The sequence below is a fragment of the Ferdinandcohnia sp. FSL W7-1320 genome (assembly GCF_038050315.1).
In the GTDB taxonomy this organism is placed as follows: domain Bacteria; phylum Bacillota; class Bacilli; order Bacillales; family Bacillaceae_L; genus Ferdinandcohnia; species Ferdinandcohnia aciditolerans.
The window spans coordinates 963569-983012 of record NZ_JBBPAM010000001.1; the positions used below are offsets into that span (position 1 = coordinate 963569).

Below are 19444 nucleotides of genomic sequence, written 5' to 3' on the forward strand. Positions count from 1 at the left end.
TTTCACTATGCAGGAGGTAGAAACGAATTGTTTGAATACGAAGTAAGAGATGGCTCATGCCGTATACAAACCGAATATCAGGAGTTACATGTCTCAGCAGATCCTCACAAGGGAGTAAGGCCTGTTGAGTTACTTGTTTCTTCATTAGTAGGCTGTAGTTCTGGAATATTTACTAAAGTGCTGGAAAAGAAACGAATACAAGTGGATTCTATAAGGGTTAGAGCAACCGTCGATAGAAATCCCGAGGAAGCAAACCGAGTCACCAAAATAAATCTTCATTTTATAGTAACCGGAAAGAACATAAGTGAAAAACAAATTCAAAAATCGTTAGAAGTTACTCGGAAAAACTGTAGTATGATACAATCTGTTAAGGATTCAATTCAAATCACCGAAACATTTGAGATACGTGGTTTAGCAAATAATTGAATAACCAACTTAGAGTATATTTATATATACCCGGTATGGTATAATGAACATGCGGTTAACCTGTAATCCATGAAATTAAGGGGAAAAACGAATGGCAGTTATTCAAATAGGTTCTTTATCAATTCTACTAAAATGGGTCATTCTTGGAATAGCAATTATAGCAGGGCTTGTTTTTATAAAAGTATGGTTAAAAGTTACTCATGAAAAGGATTCTCAAAAGAAGATTTTTGATATCCTGTCAAACGGTATTTTTATCGGATTTGTCTCCTGGAAAGCCAGCTTACTAATACTTGAGCCACAGCTGGTCCTAAAAAGTCCTCTTTCACTTTTATACTTTACTGGTGGATCAGACGGATTATTAATTGCGGTTATAATAACAATCTTATTTGTATTTTATAAGTTAAAGAAAATGAGCTTGTCGGAACATCAAATGATCCAGATTGTTCTCAATTATAGTTTAGTAGTAGTGGGTGGGTATCAAACGCTTGCAGCTATACTTCTTGGTACTGAAACACTCTATCATGTAGCACTTGGGGTTATCACTTTTATTCTATTACTGTTCATTCTTATACGTAAGCCATCTCTGAATGGACTAGTAAATGTGATGATCATTTGGTTATTTATTATGGTTATTTTACAGCTTACTTTATTACCGCAAAGTGTTCGACTATTTTTATTTACCATGGAGCAATGGTTTTTTATTAGTTTAATTCTCATTTCTTGGTTTTATCTAAATAAAAAATAAAATCAAATCACAGATATAGCTTCAGAAGGGAGTAATCTTGTTCGAAAATATAACTGAGGTTGAGAACCTTAGTGACTATTTACCTTCGTTTACATTTTTTTAATGAGAGGTGATCACATATGATACGAAATATAATCATTATTTTAGGATTAGTAGGTCTGGTAGGTTGGGCAATTTATGATACCCAATTTTCAAAAGCGGATGCGGAAAAAGCGAAGAAAACAGAAGAGGTATCAGAGGATATTGAGGTAGGGATTGAAGAAGGTAATAAAGCTCCGGATTTTGAATTAAAGACATTAAAAGGGGAACAACTTAAACTTTCAGATATGGTTGGAAAAAAAGTGATTTTAAACTTTTGGGCAACATGGTGTCCTCCTTGTAAAGCAGAAATGCCCCATATGCAGGATTTTTACGAGGAACAAGCTAAAAATGGAGTAGAAGTAATTGCGGTAAATCTAACAACTTTGGAGAAGGATACTTCGGAAATAGGAAAGTTCGTTGAGGAATATGGATTAACATTTCCAATTCCTTTGGATAAAGAAGGGGATCTCGGAGGGGATACGTACCAAGCATATACAATACCAACAAGCTATATTATAGATTCAAATGGAATTATTCGTAAGAAAATCGTTGGACCAATGGATAAGGAATTGATGACAGAGCTAATAAATAGTGTAGAATAAATGTGGTGAGAGTTTTGAATAAACGAGGAAAATCAATATTGATTGTAGATAGTGATGAGCAAATCCGAGATACGATAAGGAAACAATTAGAGGATGCAGGATTTGATGTTCTTGGGGCTACTTCTTATAAAACAGCAAAAGACTATTTTTTGACCTTTGACCCATGCTTTTGTATCAGTGAGCTCCTTTTACCAGATAGAAGTGGATATGACCTTTGTAAGTGGATCAGAAAAGAACAAAAAAGTGAAATACCACTCATGGTTGTATCTGGTCTTACTGATGAAATGGCTACTGTTAAAGCTTTACGATTAGGAGCTGACGACTTTATACGTAAGCCCTTCCGTCATGAGGAGCTGATTGCACGGGTTGAAACGGTCTTAAGAAGAACGGCCCATCGTTGTAGTAAAATATCGTATCGAGGTATTGTCCTAAAGCCATTAAAAGGAGAAGTAAGATATCAAGGACATGAGATTTCATTAACTCTGCATGAATTCCGCCTTCTTTACTTTCTGATGAGACACCCAAACCAAACATTGACGCGTCACCAAATCTTGGATGAATTATATCCAACCGATGATAAGATTGTTTCGGAACGAACGATTGACGTTCATATTTTAAAACTCCGCGAAAAGTTTAAGGTGCACATAACTGACGGAGAAATCATTGAATCGGTCAGAGGTATCGGTTATCGATTTATAGCATTTTAATTTTTTCGACTCGCCTAAACGGCGGGTTTTTTATATTTTGAAAAAATAGTTTCTACTTTAAACACAAGGTGAGTTGGGTGATTGACAATATACCCATATGGGTATATAATAATTCTACAGTGTTTCCTTAATTTATTGCCTTAAGGGGTTGTTAAGCTATTGATATTGTTTTTACTTTTGATACTATTTATACTATGGGAATTATATAAGAGGTATTTCCCTGTAGCTGGTATACACTGTGAAGATATATTAAAAGTTAATTTTACGGATGTTGAGGTCATAGATGTAAGAGACTACAATATATCATACAAAGATGTAATCGAGAAATCTATTAATATTCCTGTTGCCTATTTGGAAAGGTATTGTTATGAGATACCAGATAAGAAGGTTCATGTTGTGGCTTTAAATAGACTTGAAAAAAACGTAGCTATCCGAATCTTAAGACGCAAAGGATTCCAAGTGACTGGATATACAGTGAGTGATTCTCAGAAATTTATCGAAGAATTAGCAGTAAAATAGGGAATCATCAAACCTACGATCAAAGGGGGGAATTTACATGGATTACGATGAGAAAATAAAGAACCGCATAAAACGTATCGAAGGACAATTACGCGGTATTTTACGAATGATGGAAGAAAATAAAGATTGTAAAGACGTTATTACTCAACTTTCCGCAGCTCGTACAGCTATTGATCGAACAATTGGAGTAGTGGTTAGCTCTAACTTGGTTGCATGTGTACGTAACGCGGATGAAAAAGGGGAAAGCACAGAGGAACTTGTAAAAGAAGCAGTTGAATTACTTGTAAAAAGTAGATAAAGACCTTAGAAGGTCTTTTCAGGCTGTAGACAAACTCGATAATTCTTGAGTTTGCCTACAGTCCTTTTTATTTTACAATGTTATTAGAGAATATTAGGGTGGTTGGAAAATATGTCGAGAAACAATAGCGTAGAAAGAGAACAATTGGAAATGATCAAGTCGTACCATAGGATCTCCATGTGAGAAAGCTTGAAGCTGCAATTGATTTCTCCTTCATATACCCATTGGTTGAAAACCTTTATTCAACATTAGGTCGTTCAAGTATTGATGCAGGTTGTTCTGATTAAAAGGACATTTATTCATTATGATTTGGCATACGTTCAATGAGACAAACAATCAAGGAAATTGAAACGAATGTAGCTTACCGTTGGTTTTTGGCCACCAACAAAACGCATTTTGCTGGTGGCACCCCAAATTAGAATATTAATATAGTCACTAATAGTAGCACAATGCCGCATAACCAGCAAAATAGTCCATCAAAATTAATTACAATTTGATGGACTATTTCATTTATATTTTTATGTTTTATGATAGATATCTGAAACTGCTACGGTTTTGCCCAGTTTTTTTATGAGGCCGAACATCGTAAGCTATTTATTTGCAGGATTTTATTTCACTGACATCAAGCTGACTTATTTCAATGCTATCTTTATATAGACATTAGCCAGTTGTAAGAGTATCATATATTCAGTTTAAATTGCTGTATTAAGTTATTAATGCAGGGAGATGAGACCGTGAAAACGATTTTAATTGTTGAAGATGAAGTTCCTATTAGCCAGGTGCTGAAGGTTTATTTGCAAAAAGCAAATTTCAAGACGGTACAGGCTTTTGAAGGAAATGAAGCAATAGAAAAATTCTGCCTTCATAAACCAGCGCTTGTTTTATTAGATGTGATGCTACCTGGTAAAGATGGCTGGGCGGTTTTAAAAGAAATTCGCCAAACAAGTGCATGTCCCGTAATTATGCTAACGGCCTTGGGTGATGTTCATTATCGGCTGACCGGGTTGAATGGAGGTGCAGATGATTATATTCCAAAACCATTTATAGCTGATGAGGTGGTGGCGCGTGTCAATGCAGTTTTAAGACGCGCACAAATAGATGATGGTCCAGCAAGAAAATTTGGACAATTGCAAATCAATCTCAATTCTCATAGAGTAACAATTAATGGTAGAGAAATTGAATTAACGCCGCGTGACTTATCTTTGCTTTTGTTTTTGGCAGAAAATCCGAATCAGACTTTTACAAGGGACCAGTTAATAGAGCATGTGTGGGGTTGGGAGTATGAGGGCAGTGACCGGGCGGTTGATTTATCGATTAAAAGACTAAGGAAATCGCTTCGGGATTGGCCTCTCTCAGAGGGAGAAATTAAAACACTTCGAGGATTGGGGTATCAATTTTGTGTCTATCAAAAATAATAAAAGAATATCGCTGCTCCGCTATTGGACAAGCCGTTATTTAATCACCCTCTGTATTGGACTTGTCGTTATAGCGGTGATATCCGCTTCATGGATCAAGCATACAACGCTTGAGCACCGATTAAACATGACAAGGCTGATGGCAGAGGAAATTGCGGATCGATTTGTGAATTTAAGTGAAGGAAGACCGATTCCGAGAGGGGATGTGCCGGGATTTTTAACTGACCGCGGAAGATTTATGAATATAGAAAGTGACCCTTCTATTTATATCATTGATGCGTCTGGTACCATTCTCTCTAGCAACCGTCCGCGGAATCGGCTGTTACGGCAGTTTCCTCCAGCTGTTCTAGATGAGGAAGAGGATGTTCTAAAACTAAAATTAGAAGATGAGAAGACAGATTTCTATGTAGTTAAGACACCGATCGTGTCACAGGATGTCACTTTGGGATGGGTTGTTATTTTTGAATTAGAAGATAATTTAACTCAGGTAAAACAAGAATACCGGCAGTTAGCAGTTATGATCATTAGTCTTGCCTTGCTGGGCTGGGCGGCGATTTATTTTCTATCTCGCAGGCTATCGAATCCGATTAAAGATGTGGCAAGAGCTGCTAAACAGGTTCAAGCTGGAGATTATAATATTAATCTGCCTGATGATATTAAAGAGCAGGAAGTATTTGAGCTTGTTCAGTCTTTCAAGGATATGACAGAACGCCTCCAAAAACTGGAGTCACTCCGTACAGAAATGCTGGCGGGGGTGACGCATGAATTAAAAACACCGGTCACATCAATTAGTGGGCTACTACAGGCACTTAATGATGATGTCGTGACAGGGGAAGATGCAAAAGAATTTTTAGCTCTATCCATAAATGAAACGGCGAAAATGAAAAAGATGGTGGAGGATCTTTTAGCTTTCAATTCATTTGCTGCAAATGCAATACCAGTTTCAAAGGAAAGGCATGACATCAATGAGCTATTACTTGATATTATACATCAATGGAAACTTGTTCAGGGAGACACGAATATAGAGGTATCCGTAACTACGCTTGCTAAACAGCAGGTTATTAGCGTAGATCCGCTACGTCTTCAGCAAATTATTACGAACCTTCTTAATAATGCCAAAGCTGCCATCGAAAGTGCTGGTAAAATTGACTTAATTCTTACGGAAACCTCTAATCAAATAACCATCGATATTAAGGATACAGGGGGAGGAATTCCAAAAGAAGAGCAAGCCCTTATTTTTGAGAAGTTTTTCCGAGGACAAGGAAAAAAGTATAAAGTGAGAGGACTAGGACTTGGTTTGCCATTTAGCAAGATGATTGCACAATCACTTGATGGCAATCTGATGTTAATCGATAGCTCTCCAGCTGGAACAACTTTTAGAATTGTATTGCCAAAATGATAAAGTGATAAAACTACTGATTTCGGTCAGTAGTTTTTTTGTGCGAAAAAAATAGTCTATTACTGTAGATAAAAAAGGCTTAGGTAGATTTCTTTGACATCTTCCTGACACATTTAGCCTTTAAAGTATGATTTGTAAGGCATATAAAAGCCATATTTCAGGGCTAAACCAAGATTAATATAATACAAAAAAAGGAGGGCATTTATGAAAGGGACAAGATCTATTTATGATAAAAGCCGCAATATATCGAAATCTAATCCCCTCGCGCTTGAATTATCAAGGAAAGTGACTCAAGGGATTGTGAGTGCGGTTGATCGTACGATTGCTGTTTCAACATCACAGGAGAATGGGATTTAGAAGTCATTGTTGCACAAACCATCACTAGACCAATCTCTGCGATGAGGAAGCATGTTGTCGAATTAGGAAGAGGAAATTATTCGAAGAAGGTAAAGGTTGTATCAATTGAAGGAGAAGCAATCAGTGATTCAACTATCTTCGCAAATATTTGTTTACCGAAGTCTCTATAGGGGATGAAGTTTAGATTGAATTATATAGAAAAGGTATATTAATGAAAGTTCAAGTCACATTAACTAGTAATCAATCATCAAACGAATAAAGGAGAAATTGATGAAACGAATCTATTGGATAACAGGATCTATTTTAGTAGTCATTTTAGTAGTAGTGCTATTTTTCGTGCCAAGGGACCAAGTTGCAAGTGTGAATGGAGAAAAGATCAGTGAGAAGGATCTCCATGATCTACTCGTTTCGCAATATGGGTTGGATGCGCTAGACATGTTAATAACAGATAAAATCATTGAATTAGAAATGGAAAAGGAAAATATCGAGGTAACACAGAAGGAGCTTGAAGAAGAAATGAAGGCCAATGCTGACTCTTATGGCGGAGAAGAGGCATTCGAAGAAATCCTTGCAAGCAGTGGGGTAGATGTCTCCACAATTGAAAAAAATATCGAGATGTATTTAGCAACAAATAAGCTGCTCGAACCTAGAATTGAAATTACAGAGGAAGAGATGACTGCTTATTTTGAAGAAAATAAAGATAGTTATGCACAAGCTGAACAAGTTCAGGCAAGCCATATTTTATTGGAGGATGAGACAACTGCCAAGGAGGTCCTTGAAAAGCTGGAAGCTGGTGAGGACTTTGGTGAGTTAGCCGCTGAATATTCGACAGATGAATCAAACAGTGAAATAGGAGGGGATCTTGGCTTTTTCAGCCGGGGAGAAATGGTCCAGGAGTTTGAAGATGCCGCATTCTCTTTAGGGGTTGGGGAAATCAGTGAGCCGGTTCAGACTGAATATGGTTACCATGTGATCAAAGTTGTAGATAAAATCGAAGCCAAAGAAGCAGTTTATGAGGATGTAAAAGAGGAGATTAAAACAACTTTATTTGATTCAAAGATGGAAACAGAATATATAGCCTGGCTGGATGAGAAATATGAAGAATATGAGATTGAGAAGTTTTTGGAATTCTAAAGGAAATGTTTTTTGGAAATAAAGGAAAATAAACTTTATCAATCTATTAAAAGGAGAAAAAAATAATTTTTTAAAACGTGCTTTATTAAGTGTAAATGCGCGAAAAGGCAAAAGCTTACTGCAAATTTTTGTTTTTTCGGTTATATGTGTGTTAGTGCTTGCTGGCCTGTCTATCCAGACTGCTGCGGAAAAGTCAGGAGATTTGGCAAGACAAAAACTAGGGGCAGATGTCACTCTTCAAGTTGATACAGAAAAATTAAGAGAACAGATGATGGCCCAGCAATCTGGAGGAGAGCGGCCACGGTTTCAGGTAACTCCTATTCCTGTTGAATCTGCCGAGGAACTAACATCATACGGACAAATCAAAGGTTATAATTTTTATTCAGCAACCACAGGGCTAGCTTCCAGTTTTGAACCCATTGAAAATGAAACAGCAGAAACAGGGACTTCAGAAGAAATTCCTAGTAACCAAGGGCTAGTAAGAGGTATGCCTGGAGGAATGGCTCAAGGGGATATAAGCCTGCAAGGTGTTGTATTTACCGATTCTGTATCAGAATTTATGGATGGTACTTCGACTATAGTGGAAGGCAGCCACATTAAAGAAGATGATATGGGTACGAATATAACTATGATTGAACAAACATTGGCTGAGGAAAATGATTTAATGGTCGGTGACACGATAACCGTTAAAAATCCAAGTGATAATTCAATCGCATTAGACCTTGAGATTGTTGGTATCTATAAAACTACTTCGATAGGTTCAGATCAGGCAATGAATTTCACAGCCTTAAATCCTTATAACAAGATATATGTACCTTATACGGTTGCAGCAGCATTCAAAGGTTCCGATTATGAAGGAACCATCGACAGTGCGATTTACTATATTGATGATCCTGCTGACATGCAGAGCTTTATTGATGAGGCAAAAGAAAACAGCAGCATTGATTTTGAGACATTTAATCTCGATGCAGATGATCAGCTGTATCAACAGATGGTAGGTCCAATTGAAAATGTAGCCTATTTTTCGAATAATATCGTTTATTTAGTTTCCATTGCAGGAGCCATTATCTTAGGTTTGATTGTCATGATGTCGATCCGGGAAAGAAAATATGAAATGGGTGTCCTGCTTGCAATAGGGGAAAAAAGATGGAAGCTTGTCGGCCAATTTATTGTCGAAATTTTGATGGTCGCAGTACTATCCATTGTAATCGCCACAGCCAGTGGAAATGTCGTAGCAAATCAACTTGGAGAACAGTTGCTAAATCAGGAAATGGAATCGGCCGAACAAACGAATACACCTGAATCTTTTAGAAGAGGAAGAGGCATGGGATTTGGACCAGGAATGCAGGCTTCACAGGCCCAAACCCAGCAAGTAGAAATGCTTGATGAGCTTGACGTGCAAGTTACTGCAGACGATTTAGGTTTGTTAATGATAATCGGAGTACTTATTGCAATTGTTTCGGCACTCTTGCCATCCTTATCCGTCCTTCGGCTGCAGCCTAAAACAATATTAACAAAACAGGATTAATAAACCTAATGTCTGGCTTCCAATGGTTTACTGTAAAGTAAGTTCCGGTGTGATGAGGTAAGCCAGGCAGTAGATCTCCAAAAAATAAGGTAAGGAGTTATAAAAAATGACTACTCTGCTTGCATTTCAAAATATCAGTTATTGGTATAAAAAGACATGACATCCTTAAAAATATTAATGTTAGCTTCCATAAAGGGAATTTTTATACCATTATCGGCCCTTCCGGTTCTGGTAAGACTACTTTTCTCGCGCTTGCCAGTGCACTAGATATTCCAAAAGATGGAACAGTTCTGTATGAAGGAAAAGATATAAAGAAAATCGGCCTAACAAGGTTTCGAAATAAATTTGTTTCAATCGTATTTCAATCTTATAATCTCCTCCCATACATGACAGCCTTGCAAAATGTGTTAACGGCGATGGAGATTACTGGTTCGAGACAAAAAAACAAGAAGAATTTTGCCTTAGACATGCTTCAGCGGGTTGGAATCTCTGAAGAGCAAGCGCGTCAAAAGGTTTTGACATTAAGTGGGGGGCAGCAGCAGCGTATATCCATTGCACGAGCTTTATGCTGTGAAGCTGATTTAATCGTAGCTGACGAACCAACGGGAAACCTGGATGAGGATACAGCTCAAGAAATCGTGGATTTGCTGCAAACCTTAGCACATAACGAAGGGAAGTGTGTCATAGTCGTCACTCATGACCCGAACATTGCAAAGAAATCTGATATTACTATTAAGCTATCAAAAGGAAACTTAACGATTAAGTCTAACGATGAATTGGTTTATAATTAAAGTCACACAAATAAACTAATTGATTAGGTATTTAAAACAAAAAAATACTTATAGTTGAAAATCCGCATTATCCAGACTGTGCCCCTTTAATGTTAATCTTCCACAATCGTGCGCTTTTCTTTAATATGAAGTCGACTTTTGCATGGACAACACATTTAAGGGATTGAGTTTTTTGAGGTGAAAAGGATTGTGAAGTAATCTTCTTAAAGTAAAGGGTGCGATGCTTCAATAAAGAAGGTTACTCTTTCTTATTGAAGTAACGAATCAGGTTTACCGAAGAAGGTTAACTACCTTTTTTGTAGAATTTAGATAAATTAAGGGGGAAAAGAAAAATATGCAAATACCATGGATAGCTGTTCTAGGTCCTATTATACTGGTTTGGATAGCAGCGTATATCGTCTATAAACTTATTACAGAACATATAGATGAGCGTTTTGAGGAACTGAAAAAATGGTTGAAAGAAAATCAATAAACAAACATAGAAACTTTAGAAGATTAATGAATTAATGGGTGCTCAACTTTAAGAAAGGGTAATGCCTTTTTTTCTTTTTGAACTAAAGGAGCAGAAGAGTTGAAGAAGAACGACAATATAAATAAAGCCTGTACCAACTTGTTAACCTAGATGCAGGCTTTTAAATAAAGGATCACTCTTTTTTACACTATTCAAGTTCATTTGTTTTTTGTTTTTGTTTTAGCCAAAAATCTGGTGGTTGATAACTGATTAGAGCATAATCGAGTTCAGCACCATTCGTTGCTAACTGAACTAATAAAAGCTTCTCTTTATTACTAGGATGTATATCGGCTGTTTTAATACTTAAAACTTCTACTCCAGTTCGTTTAGGAGTTCCGACAATAACAACTTGATTTCCTTTCGTATAAACTTCTGTGATGCTTGTTTGAAACACAACTATATATAGGTCAAGGTTTGTTTCATTTGTTGTGGTAGGAAAACTAATACCCATATCCAACTTGAAAATTTAATTCCGCTGCAATCCCAATAGCATAGAAAGGGAATATACGGTGGAGAGCATAGTGTATTCGAGATGGTACGTAGCTCCATCTCCCACCCCAATATGTGCTATGCCAGTGTTCTTCGTAAATGGGTCTAACATAGTTAGGTTCGCTTTTTATTATTTTGAAAGGAATTTTCGTTCCTTGTGTTATCACTTCTGAAATAGGGATAACATCGGTAGGAAAATGAACTTCTGTACCAGTCTCAAAAGGAAAAGGTGAATCAAGGATTGTGGTAGGTTCAGGCGGTTCGAGGTTTCCTAAACGCTGTTCCAGTTCTTGAATTTGTTTATGTTCACCTTTTTCACTACTCAATTGGGAAGGTGAAAACTCCATTATAGATGATATTGCATCTGTGGATTTACTGAAAAAAATTAAGTTTAAAATTATGGAAAAGCAAATAATATAACCACTTTTTATTTTCAACATACTTTATTCACCTCAACTTATTTTCTACTTCTGTGAGGGAGTTATGCGAAAGATGTTATTAAACTAACGGGGCAGTTTAGTTGAATAAGAAATGATAATATAAGAAGAAAGTGAACCGAAGGGATCGTTGGTTGTGAAGTATATTTATGTTGATTGGATACATAACTTTATTGATGAACCCATTATCTTAATTTCTGAATTAGATGAAAACCGATTTGAAACAAGGAAAATTGAAATATACAAAGATGGTCGAGTTGGTTTTGCGTATAACGATTTTGAAGTGTTGAATGCAGGGTTAGGAATTGTACCAGTGCCTAGCATTGTTGAGATTGCATCAGAGTCAGAATTTTCACCTAAAGAAATTACTAAAGAGGAGTTTGAAAAGTTTTGGAATGATAAAGTTTTGCCTCTCCTTTAATTTGAAATACACCGTAAGAACCAGGCACTAGAAAAAATTTTAATCATATAAAGGTGATATCCAGTTCTATTTGTTGAGGAGGATATCATGGAACCAATGTTACCTATGGAAAAGTATTTCGGTAAGCTAGAACTAGTATATTCATTTTATGGAGTTATGCCTACAGGTGTTAGTGTGACAGAATCCAATCGCATTTTCATTTGTTTTCCGAGATGGGGAGACGATGTTAAATTTACGGTAGCGGAAATTGTTAAGGATAAATTGCGGCCTTATCCTAATTTACAAACTAATTTGGTTAACCCTGAGAATATCACAATGACTTTCATCAGTGTCCAAAGTGTAGTTGCGGATGGAAGGGGAACGCTTTGGGTATTAGATACAGCGGCACCCAATTTTTCTGAACCTATTAAAGGTGGGGCCAAATTAGTCGCTGTTGATTTAAAAACCAATATAATTCGAAGAGTATATACATTTAAAGAAGATGTTGTTTTACCAACAACTTATCTGAATGATGTCCGATTTGATTTTCGTGTTGGAAACGCCGGTTATGCCTATATAACGGATTCTTCTTCTACAGGACCAGGAGCAATTATTGTCGTAGATTTAGAAAATGGAAACGCGTTTAGACGGTTAAATGGAGCAAATTCAACTTCACCCGATCCCTATTTTATTCCGAAAGTAGAAGGTCAAATTTTAATGAATCGAAACAAAAACGGTTCAACTTCTCCATTTAGATTGGCTTCTGATAGTCTTGCTATTTCTCCAGATGGAAAGCTTTTATATTTTGCTCCACTAACCAGTCGTCATTTGTTCTCGATCTCAACAGAAGCCCTGAGAGACAGAAATATACCGGACATGGATTTACCTTATCATGTGGAGTATTGGGGAGAAAAAGGTGCGTCTGATGGAATGATCACCGATGCTAAGGGAACTGTTTATGCTGGAGATTATGAAAACAACAGTATCCGTCAAATATTGCCGAATGGCACAATGGAAACCATCGCACATGATCCGAGAATTTTGTGGCCGGATACTTTTTCAATTGGTTCGGATCAATATTTGTATGTCATTGTGAACCAATTACATCGGCAGCCTAGATTTCATTATGGAAAAGACCTACGACAGAAACCTTATAGTTTACTTCGTATGAAAATTGATGAATTTCCTGCTCCGACCTTTTCATAATAAAAATAGTCAATTATGTTTTTATTATATAGTGCGATACAAACACGAGTAAGAAAGAAGAATTAACTATATTTAGTTCTGAGAAATAAACTCAAAATGGTTTAATAGGAACAGTTTATTTGGAAAGTGTTAAACTGTTCCTGGGGATTTTTTATAAAGTCGGTAAGTTCAATGCTGTATTAATATTATTTAAATCCAAACTGATCTGTTCGTTTGTATCCCAAGCATGGTACCATCCTTTTTCTACCATATATGCTGATATTTGTTCATGCATATCAAGAGCTTCCACTAAATGGCGAGTGAGCATTTCTTTAATTTCCGGTGTTCCTGCCTCCGTAACTGCCATGGCATAATTTCTAACTCCACTTTTAGCTGAAATGAGTAGATCCATTGCAACCACTTGATCCGATAATGCGTTCATGCCAGTTATTGTTTCAATGATTGGATTCATGTTCATTCATCTCCTAATTTACTGCTTAGCGTTGGAAAGGATAGAAGCATATTCTTGTAATTGTCTCGTAGATACATCAATGTCTTGCTGCATAATATCTTTTAATAGCGGATCTGTAACTAATGCTCTCATTGTTTTGGATTTAGTTAAACAAGTGGTCTTAAATGCAGCTATCTCATGGACTTCAAGAACTTCATGTAAGGCGTATTTCATTTTTTTATCTCCTTCCTCAAGGTTTCAACACGACTTTTATACAATCATCCATTTTGGTGTCAAAAATCTCATAGCCACGCTTCGCTTCACTAAGTGGAAGTACATGACTTACGACATCTCCTGGGTCAATTTTTCCGGTCGAAACTAATTCAAACATATATGGCATATAGTGAATCACAGGTGCTTGCCCAGAGCGGATATTGATATTTCGCTGCATAATATCTCCAAGAGGGAAACCATTATATCTACCGCCGTAAACGCCAGTAACTTGAATTGTCCCGCCTTTACGCACTGCTTGTGTAGCCATGATAAACGCACCTAATGCTCCACCTTGAAGTTTCATTCCGCTCGCAAGGAACTCTAAATCAGTCATTTTACCGTCCATACCAACTGCATCAATGACAACATCAGCGCCGCCCTTCGTCATTTCCTTCAAATGCATTCCCACATTTTCAAAGTGTTCAAAATTTACAATTTCAACTTTGTTGGTACGTTTGGCGTGTTGCAAACGATAGTCTACATAATCTACGGCAATGACACGCTTTGCTCCTTTTAGCCAACAGAATTTTTGAGCAAAAAGGCCAACCGGACCACAGCCAAAAACAATTACTGTATCTCCATCCTTTACGCCTGCATTGTCAACACTCCAAAAACCAGTAGTCATCGCATCGGCAATAACTGTTAACTTTTCATCTGGTTCCTCACATGTCTCTGGAATTTTGAAATGAGTAAAGTTAGCAAATGGTACTCTTAAATATTCAGCTTGCCCGCCTGGATAACCACCCGTTGTACCAGAATATCCAAAATAGGCACCCATATCACCATTATCATTAGAATTATCACATTGGCTTTCCAAATGGTTTTTACAATAAATACACTCCCCGCAGGCAATGTTAAAAGGAATAATAACACGATCCCCTTTTTTTACTTTCGTAACATTTGGTCCAACCTCTTCAACAATTCCCATTGGTTCATGACCAATAACATAGTTTTCTTGCAGGTTAGGAATCATGCCATGAATTAAATGTAAATCAGATCCACATATAGCTGTACTCGTTACTTTAATAATCATGTCATCTGGTTTTTCAATTTTTGGATCTGGAACTTCTTTGACTACAACATTTTTAATACCTTGATACGTTACTGCCTTCATGCTATACAGCCTCCAGTGTTAGTGATCATCAGGTGTCCGGTCAAACATACCTTTTCTATTGGTCTCAACCGGGAATAGATTCATTTTGCCCATCATCAATGTATTGTTGGCAGATAGTTGATCTAGTTTATACTGTTCACTTAGTTCGTATGGATGGAACCATTTTTTATTAATCATTAGTTCTGTAATTTCTTGGTGCATGGCAATACCTTGCATTAACTGCTTTCGTAAGAGGGTTCTAACATCAGGTGATGCAGACTCTGTTAATGCGACAGCAATATTGCGCACACCTTCTTTGGCACGAAGAAGTAAGTCCATCGCAAATGTGGTATCAGCTAGCTCTGGTACGTGTAACGCGTTTATAGGGTCTAAATAGTCCTGGTTCAATGAAATTGCCTCCTTTTCAATTTATTATTGGTGTTGGCCGGTTTTGAGGAACTGGAGCTTCAAAAGGTGCTCGTTGATAAACTGCCTGTAATTCTCCAAGCGCTTGCATGGATTGTTCAACATCTTTTTGCATTAATGCTCTCAAATCATGATCAAATACGAGTCCTTGCATTAGTTTTGATTTCGCTAAGCAAAGTGTTTTGAAATTAATAACTTCATGTAAATCCAATGATTCATGATCGGCTAATTTTTGATTATCCATTTCTAATTAACCTCCTTATTCGTTAATGCAATCAATTGTATTGTTCCAAAAATAGGAGTAAACATAACATTCTTTAATGGTATCTTAAATTGGTAAATTATCTTAAATGGTTGGAATATTCATAAAGTGGGGGGATTCATTTATTGTGATGTCAGAGGATGACGCTGTGCCGATCTTTTTTCTAGTAACTAAAAAAATAAGTTCAACCAGAAATATCTGGTTGAACTTATAATAAGAAAGGAAGAAGAAAATGCCACATCCTTTTTACTCCTTTTTTTTGTGATCCCGATTGTAGTAGAAATTCAAGAGTGCAGTTGGAATGGTTCACTAGAAGTAGATAGCAATGATTTCGAGAAAGTTCTCGGTCGTCCAATTAATTCGATTAACGAAGCACTTAACCAACTAGCTAAATCTAATTTCATAAACAACATAAAAGAATTATAAGACCGACATTAAGTCGGTTTTTTGTTTAATGGAAAACTTTAAAATAAATACCTTTTTGGAGAAAGTTTATCGTTCCTCCACTAAAGGGTAAGGGTAGTTAAAGAAGAATAATTCATCGATAAAATAATGATAATATGGTTGATATTGTTGTTTTTTAAAAAAAGAGGTGTTCCTCTTGGTGAAGCTATTTATAGTGACAGTTTTATTAGTTCTTTTAGTTGCCCTGAAAATTCCCAGAAAGAGAACTAGGCACGAGTTACTAGCTACAATACAGTTGCATTGTTAATGAATTTTGTAACTGATTTGTATCTTGATTTAAAGTACAATCTTTACTGGTATTTTGATAAAGAACAAATAGAGTTGTTGTACCTAGTTGTAGTCCTTGGTGAAATTGCTGTACTGGTTATTATTTTTAATTATTTTCCACTGAAATCTAATGCCATTAAGAAATTTATATATATCTTGAGTTGGACATGCGTTCTTGTATTACTTGAGTTGTATGCAGTTTATATTAGCATTTTACATTATGGTGAATGGAATATAATATATTCAGCGGTGGCTTACTTTATTTCAATGTACATCCTTTATTTCGTATTAGACTACACGGCGGATAGCAGAGAAACTCAGTAATAAAGTCGCATTTTCTTCTTGAATTAACGTGCGCAAAAACATAAAAAATCACATTGAAACGCTTGGAATCTATCCAAGCGTTTAATTTTGTATAATTATCAACATAGTTTTTTAACACAGTCTATACTAAAAAATGACACAAAAGGGTCGCTATTAAACTAGCTTTGAGTCAGCTTCTATTTCTTGTCTTATTGGATAAAAACATATTAAACCGCTCTGTTCTATATATATTTATTATTCAAATCATAATATTTATGCCGGATTCAGAGAAAGTTAATAGGAGATATTCTTAACTGATGTCGTTTGTGGTAAGATATTGTCAAATAATGTCGATAGATTTGGAAAAGGGTTGTGGATATATGAAATTATTTAATAAATCATATCTTACCAGTGTAAATTTAGAACGCAAGGATAATGTCACTTATTTACCACCAAGTGAAACGATTCTGGATAATATAACAAATGGCTTTTTTATAATAGATCGTAATTGGAAGATTATATATACTAACAAAGAGATGGAGAGGTTCGTAAATAAAGAGAGAAAAGAACTTATAGGACAAAACATATGGAAGGTACTCCCGCAGGCAGTGGGTACTAAGTTTTATAACTTTTACCATAAAGCTATGGAAGAAAGAGTTACAGTTACGTTCGAAGATTATTATGAACCAACAAAAGAATGGCTGGAGGTAAGAGTTATTCCAACTGATGAAGGAATAATTGGATATGCAATCGATATTACAGAACGAAAATTGTATGAACAATCAATTGAGCATTTGGCATTTCATGACCAATTAACAAATCTTCCAAATCGTATTTTATTAGAAAAAAAATTAAATGAATTAATTGTTAAATCAAAAGATAAAAAGCAATCATTCGCTCTAATTTACATGGATATAGATAGGTTTAAATATATAAATGATACCCTAGGACACATAATTGGTGAAAAATTTATTCTACAGTTTGCTGAACGATTGGTTCGAATCATTAGTAGTCAGGGCTTCATAGCAAGACTTGGTGGGGATGAATTCGCAGTTATATTAAACAATACGATTGAAAAAGAACAAATTTATACTATTTCCGAAAAAATTATCACAAAAGTAAAAGAAGAACCCTTTATTGTCGATGATTATGAATTGTTTGTTACTGTAAGTTTAGGAATTAGTGTATTTCCTCAACATGGTGAAGATTGCAAAACCTTAATGAAAAATTCTGATATAGCAGTTAATCATGCTAAAGATATGGGGAAAAGTAAGGCAGAAGAATATAATCCAATAATGGATATTTATAGTTACAAAAGATTGTCGTTAGAAAATGATTTACGAAAAGCCATTAATGAGAACAAGTTAGAATTACATTTCCAACCAAAAGTAAAAGTGAGTACAGGTGAAATAATAGGTGCTGAAGCATTAATTCGATGGAATCATCCAGATTGGGGAATGTTAACACCTGCCGATATAATACCCATTGCGGAAGAAACAAGATTAATTCACCCCCTCTCAAATTGGGTTGCAAGAAAAGTGTGTCTAGTTCTAAATTCCTGGCAAAATGAAGGCTTGAATCTAATACCTATTTCAATAAACATATCTGCTGATCGATTTATCTCTGCTGATTTTGTTCCGAACATTACGAGGATATTAGAGGAAACTAAATTAGAAGGAAAATGGTTAGAAATTGAAATAACTGAAACTTCAATTTTAGATAACCAGAGTCTTGTTGAGAAAACCATAAATGAGCTTAATTATTTGAACGTAAGAGTATCTTTGGATGATTTCGGGACAGGTTATTCCTCTCTGTCCTATCTAACTAGATATAAGATAAATGTGTTAAAAATAGACAAATCATTTATTCAAGATCTATCGGTTAATAGTTCTAATTCAACTGTAGTAAAGTCTATTATTCAATTAGCTCACGGGTTAGGTATGAGTGTAGTAGCTGAAGGTGTTGAGACTCCTGAACAACTACAGTTTTTAAAACAGCAAGAATGTGATGAAATTCAAGGCTATATTTTCAGTAAACCAGTTCCTGTCTCGGATTTATTAAAAATGTTAAGAAATAGAGTATTAAAGCCAAAAGTCGAAAAACAAAGTTACTACGAAAATAAACGAAATTATTTCAGAGTAGAGCTATATTTCCCAATGAGTTCACAAATGACTATCATAAAGTTTAAAAATAAGGATATTGAATTAGGGCGTACCGAGATTTTAGTTGAAGATATCGGACTTGGTGGACTTCGGTTCTTATCCCATCTACTTCTCTCTGTTAATCATGATATTATTTATGAGTTTGAAATAGAGATTCTTGGTGGAGTATTTAATTTAAATGGACGAATTGTGTGGAAGGAAGAAAATGAGGAAGGCATATATCGTTATGGGGTAGAATTTCTTATATCAGAATCGGGACGGGAACTTCTAGCAAAAACATTAAATAATCTTTCATTGCAAATTAGGAAAAGTCCTCTTGTTCCAAATTGCAGGCTAGTTCAATCAAATAAATATAGTTATATCAAAAATCAAATAAAAAAGAATAGCACAACATCATAGTATCTCAGTAAAGATTAGAAAATTAGTAAACATAACACTCAATCCAAGCCCAATGCAAAAAATCAAATAAGCCTGAATGAAAAAAATCGAAAAGAATTTGGTGAGATTTAGTTACCTTATTCAACTAACTGGTGTGTTGATCTAAGAAGGATTAACCACCTTTTTTGTTGAATTCCTAATTTAACAAACGGGGCAGTTTAGTTGAATAACAGTTGCATAATTTAGTATGAAATCCTTACTTCAATGCAGGAAGTAAGGATTTTTTGTTGAATATTTGAAGTTAGAATATTATGGAATTTTTGTGAATGGGAGTGGTTAA

At 35.7% G+C, this 19444-nt stretch carries 23 protein-coding genes and 2 pseudogenes; 18 read left to right on the forward strand and 7 right to left on the reverse strand.

Annotated elements, in window-relative coordinates; genetic code table 11:
• Window positions 1-27: 27 nt before the first annotated feature.
• From NST91_RS04825 to NST91_RS04890, 14 genes and pseudogenes are all read left to right on the forward strand, one after another.
• Window positions 28-426, forward strand: coding sequence for an OsmC family protein (locus NST91_RS04825; RefSeq protein WP_019155547.1), 399 nt, complete (start codon window positions 28-30; stop codon window positions 424-426).
• Window positions 427-517: 91 nt separating this feature from the next.
• Entirely contained in the window at window positions 518-1171 is a 654-nt protein-coding gene (locus NST91_RS04830) for a hypothetical protein (RefSeq protein ID WP_019155546.1), read from the forward strand.
• 119 nt (window positions 1172-1290) lie between these two features.
• Window positions 1291-1854, forward strand: a complete 564-nt coding sequence (locus tag NST91_RS04835; RefSeq protein ID WP_019155545.1) for a redoxin domain-containing protein — start codon at window positions 1291-1293, stop codon at window positions 1852-1854.
• Between the two features lie 5 nt (window positions 1855-1859).
• The gene (locus NST91_RS04840; protein WP_235776403.1) at window positions 1860-2561 is read left to right on the forward strand and encodes a response regulator transcription factor; all 702 of its coding nucleotides are present in this window, start codon (window positions 1860-1862) and stop codon (window positions 2559-2561) included.
• A gap of 159 nt (window positions 2562-2720) precedes the next feature.
• Window positions 2721-3080, forward strand: a complete 360-nt coding sequence (locus tag NST91_RS04845; RefSeq protein ID WP_019155543.1) for a rhodanese-like domain-containing protein — start codon at window positions 2721-2723, stop codon at window positions 3078-3080.
• 37 nt (window positions 3081-3117) lie between these two features.
• Entirely contained in the window at window positions 3118-3378 is a 261-nt protein-coding gene (locus NST91_RS04850) for a metal-sensitive transcriptional regulator (protein WP_019155542.1), read from the forward strand.
• A 150-nt stretch (window positions 3379-3528) separates the two neighbouring features.
• A pseudogene (locus NST91_RS04855) lies at window positions 3529-3755 on the forward strand (transposase); the annotation flags it as partial.
• Between the two features lie 357 nt (window positions 3756-4112).
• Window positions 4113-4793: a response regulator transcription factor gene (locus tag NST91_RS04860; RefSeq protein WP_019155541.1), complete on the forward strand. Its 681-nt coding sequence runs from the start codon at window positions 4113-4115 to the stop codon at window positions 4791-4793.
• Window positions 4777-6192, forward strand: coding sequence for a HAMP domain-containing sensor histidine kinase (locus NST91_RS04865; protein WP_019155540.1), 1416 nt, complete (start codon window positions 4777-4779; stop codon window positions 6190-6192). The genes NST91_RS04860 and NST91_RS04865 overlap by 17 nt, the downstream gene beginning before the upstream one ends.
• Window positions 6193-6396: 204 nt before the next feature.
• Window positions 6397-6549: a hypothetical protein gene (locus tag NST91_RS04870; RefSeq protein ID WP_235776420.1), complete on the forward strand. Its 153-nt coding sequence runs from the start codon at window positions 6397-6399 to the stop codon at window positions 6547-6549.
• Window positions 6550-6819: 270 nt separating this feature from the next.
• Window positions 6820-7683 (forward strand): peptidylprolyl isomerase, encoded by an 864-nt coding sequence (locus NST91_RS04875; protein ID WP_019155537.1) that lies wholly within the window; start codon window positions 6820-6822, stop codon window positions 7681-7683.
• 37 nt (window positions 7684-7720) lie between these two features.
• The gene (locus tag NST91_RS04880; protein ID WP_341333487.1) at window positions 7721-9211 is read left to right on the forward strand and encodes an ABC transporter permease; all 1491 of its coding nucleotides are present in this window, start codon (window positions 7721-7723) and stop codon (window positions 9209-9211) included.
• Window positions 9212-9317: 106 nt separating this feature from the next.
• Window positions 9318-10002 (forward strand): annotated as a pseudogene (locus tag NST91_RS04885) (ABC transporter ATP-binding protein).
• A 334-nt stretch (window positions 10003-10336) separates the two neighbouring features.
• Window positions 10337-10474 carry a hypothetical protein gene (locus NST91_RS04890; RefSeq protein WP_341330241.1) on the forward strand — a complete coding sequence of 46 codons (138 nt, stop codon included), beginning with the start codon at window positions 10337-10339 and terminating at the stop codon, window positions 10472-10474.
• 187 nt (window positions 10475-10661) lie between these two features.
• Here the strand turns inward: NST91_RS04890 and NST91_RS04895 are convergent, their stop codons facing one another.
• Together NST91_RS04895 and NST91_RS04900 are read right to left on the reverse strand one after the other, a co-directional pair.
• Window positions 10662-10964: a hypothetical protein gene (locus NST91_RS04895; protein WP_341330242.1), complete on the reverse strand. Its 303-nt coding sequence runs from the start codon at window positions 10962-10964 to the stop codon at window positions 10662-10664.
• Window positions 10954-11442 carry a hypothetical protein gene (locus NST91_RS04900; RefSeq protein ID WP_341330243.1) on the reverse strand — a complete coding sequence of 163 codons (489 nt, stop codon included), beginning with the start codon at window positions 11440-11442 and terminating at the stop codon, window positions 10954-10956. Before NST91_RS04900 ends, NST91_RS04895 begins: the two co-directional genes overlap by 11 nt.
• A 133-nt stretch (window positions 11443-11575) precedes the next feature.
• Here NST91_RS04900 and NST91_RS04905 point away from each other — a divergent pair, with 133 nt between their 5' ends.
• Together NST91_RS04905 and NST91_RS04910 are read left to right on the forward strand one after the other, a co-directional pair.
• Entirely contained in the window at window positions 11576-11860 is a 285-nt protein-coding gene (locus tag NST91_RS04905; protein WP_341330244.1) for a DUF6881 domain-containing protein, read from the forward strand.
• An 87-nt stretch (window positions 11861-11947) separates the two neighbouring features.
• The gene (locus tag NST91_RS04910; protein ID WP_341330245.1) at window positions 11948-13045 is read left to right on the forward strand and encodes an L-dopachrome tautomerase-related protein; all 1098 of its coding nucleotides are present in this window, start codon (window positions 11948-11950) and stop codon (window positions 13043-13045) included.
• Window positions 13046-13196: 151 nt separating this feature from the next.
• Here NST91_RS04910 and NST91_RS04915 read toward each other — a convergent pair whose 3' ends face one another.
• Genes NST91_RS04915 through NST91_RS04935 form a run of 5 tightly spaced genes read right to left on the reverse strand, consistent with a single transcriptional unit; the run spans window position 13197 to window position 15511 of the window.
• Complete coding sequence (locus NST91_RS04915) at window positions 13197-13496, reverse strand: spore coat protein (protein ID WP_341330246.1); 300 nt, start codon at window positions 13494-13496, stop codon at window positions 13197-13199.
• A gap of 18 nt (window positions 13497-13514) precedes the next feature.
• Entirely contained in the window at window positions 13515-13709 is a 195-nt protein-coding gene (locus NST91_RS04920; RefSeq protein WP_309534544.1) for a hypothetical protein, read from the reverse strand.
• Between the two features lie 16 nt (window positions 13710-13725).
• Window positions 13726-14862 (reverse strand): zinc-dependent alcohol dehydrogenase, encoded by a 1137-nt coding sequence (locus tag NST91_RS04925; protein ID WP_341330247.1) that lies wholly within the window; start codon window positions 14860-14862, stop codon window positions 13726-13728.
• Between the two features lie 18 nt (window positions 14863-14880).
• Window positions 14881-15249, reverse strand: a complete 369-nt coding sequence (locus NST91_RS04930; protein ID WP_304217332.1) for a spore coat protein — start codon at window positions 15247-15249, stop codon at window positions 14881-14883.
• A 16-nt stretch (window positions 15250-15265) separates the two neighbouring features.
• Window positions 15266-15511, reverse strand: coding sequence for a spore gernimation protein GerQ (locus tag NST91_RS04935; RefSeq protein WP_341330248.1), 246 nt, complete (start codon window positions 15509-15511; stop codon window positions 15266-15268).
• Between the two features lie 729 nt (window positions 15512-16240).
• Here NST91_RS04935 and NST91_RS26280 point away from each other — a divergent pair.
• Complete coding sequence (locus NST91_RS26280) at window positions 16241-16585, forward strand: CBO0543 family protein (RefSeq protein WP_445724479.1); 345 nt, start codon at window positions 16241-16243, stop codon at window positions 16583-16585.
• 359 nt (window positions 16586-16944) lie between these two features.
• The gene (locus NST91_RS04940) at window positions 16945-19125 is read left to right on the forward strand and encodes an EAL domain-containing protein (RefSeq protein ID WP_341330249.1); all 2181 of its coding nucleotides are present in this window, start codon (window positions 16945-16947) and stop codon (window positions 19123-19125) included.
• Window positions 19126-19444 lie beyond the last annotated feature (319 nt).

Excerpts from the sequence above, each read along its gene's own strand:
- NST91_RS04830 (WP_019155546.1), top strand. The coding sequence starts at position 518 with ATGGCAGTTATTCAAATAGGTTCTTTATCAATTCTACTAAAATGGGTC.
- NST91_RS04835 (WP_019155545.1), top strand. The coding sequence starts at position 1,291 with ATGATACGAAATATAATCATTATTTTAGGATTAGTAGGTCTGGTAGGT.
- NST91_RS04850 (WP_019155542.1), top strand. The coding sequence starts at position 3,118 with ATGGATTACGATGAGAAAATAAAGAACCGCATAAAACGTATCGAAGGA.
- NST91_RS04870 (WP_235776420.1), top strand. The coding sequence starts at position 6,397 with ATGAAAGGGACAAGATCTATTTATGATAAAAGCCGCAATATATCGAAA.
- NST91_RS04875 (WP_019155537.1), top strand. The coding sequence starts at position 6,820 with ATGAAACGAATCTATTGGATAACAGGATCTATTTTAGTAGTCATTTTA.
- NST91_RS04890 (WP_341330241.1), top strand. The coding sequence starts at position 10,337 with ATGCAAATACCATGGATAGCTGTTCTAGGTCCTATTATACTGGTTTGG.
- NST91_RS04895 (WP_341330242.1), bottom strand. The coding sequence starts at position 10,964 with ATGGGTATTAGTTTTCCTACCACAACAAATGAAACAAACCTTGACCTA.
- NST91_RS04900 (WP_341330243.1), bottom strand. The coding sequence starts at position 11,442 with ATGTTGAAAATAAAAAGTGGTTATATTATTTGCTTTTCCATAATTTTA.
- NST91_RS04910 (WP_341330245.1), top strand. The coding sequence starts at position 11,948 with ATGGAACCAATGTTACCTATGGAAAAGTATTTCGGTAAGCTAGAACTA.
- NST91_RS04915 (WP_341330246.1), bottom strand. The coding sequence starts at position 13,496 with ATGAATCCAATCATTGAAACAATAACTGGCATGAACGCATTATCGGAT.
- NST91_RS04920 (WP_309534544.1), bottom strand. The coding sequence starts at position 13,709 with ATGAAATACGCCTTACATGAAGTTCTTGAAGTCCATGAGATAGCTGCA.
- NST91_RS04925 (WP_341330247.1), bottom strand. The coding sequence starts at position 14,862 with ATGAAGGCAGTAACGTATCAAGGTATTAAAAATGTTGTAGTCAAAGAA.
- NST91_RS04935 (WP_341330248.1), bottom strand. The coding sequence starts at position 15,511 with ATGGATAATCAAAAATTAGCCGATCATGAATCATTGGATTTACATGAA.
- NST91_RS26280 (WP_445724479.1), top strand. The coding sequence starts at position 16,241 with ATGAATTTTGTAACTGATTTGTATCTTGATTTAAAGTACAATCTTTAC.
- NST91_RS04940 (WP_341330249.1), top strand. The coding sequence starts at position 16,945 with ATGAAATTATTTAATAAATCATATCTTACCAGTGTAAATTTAGAACGC.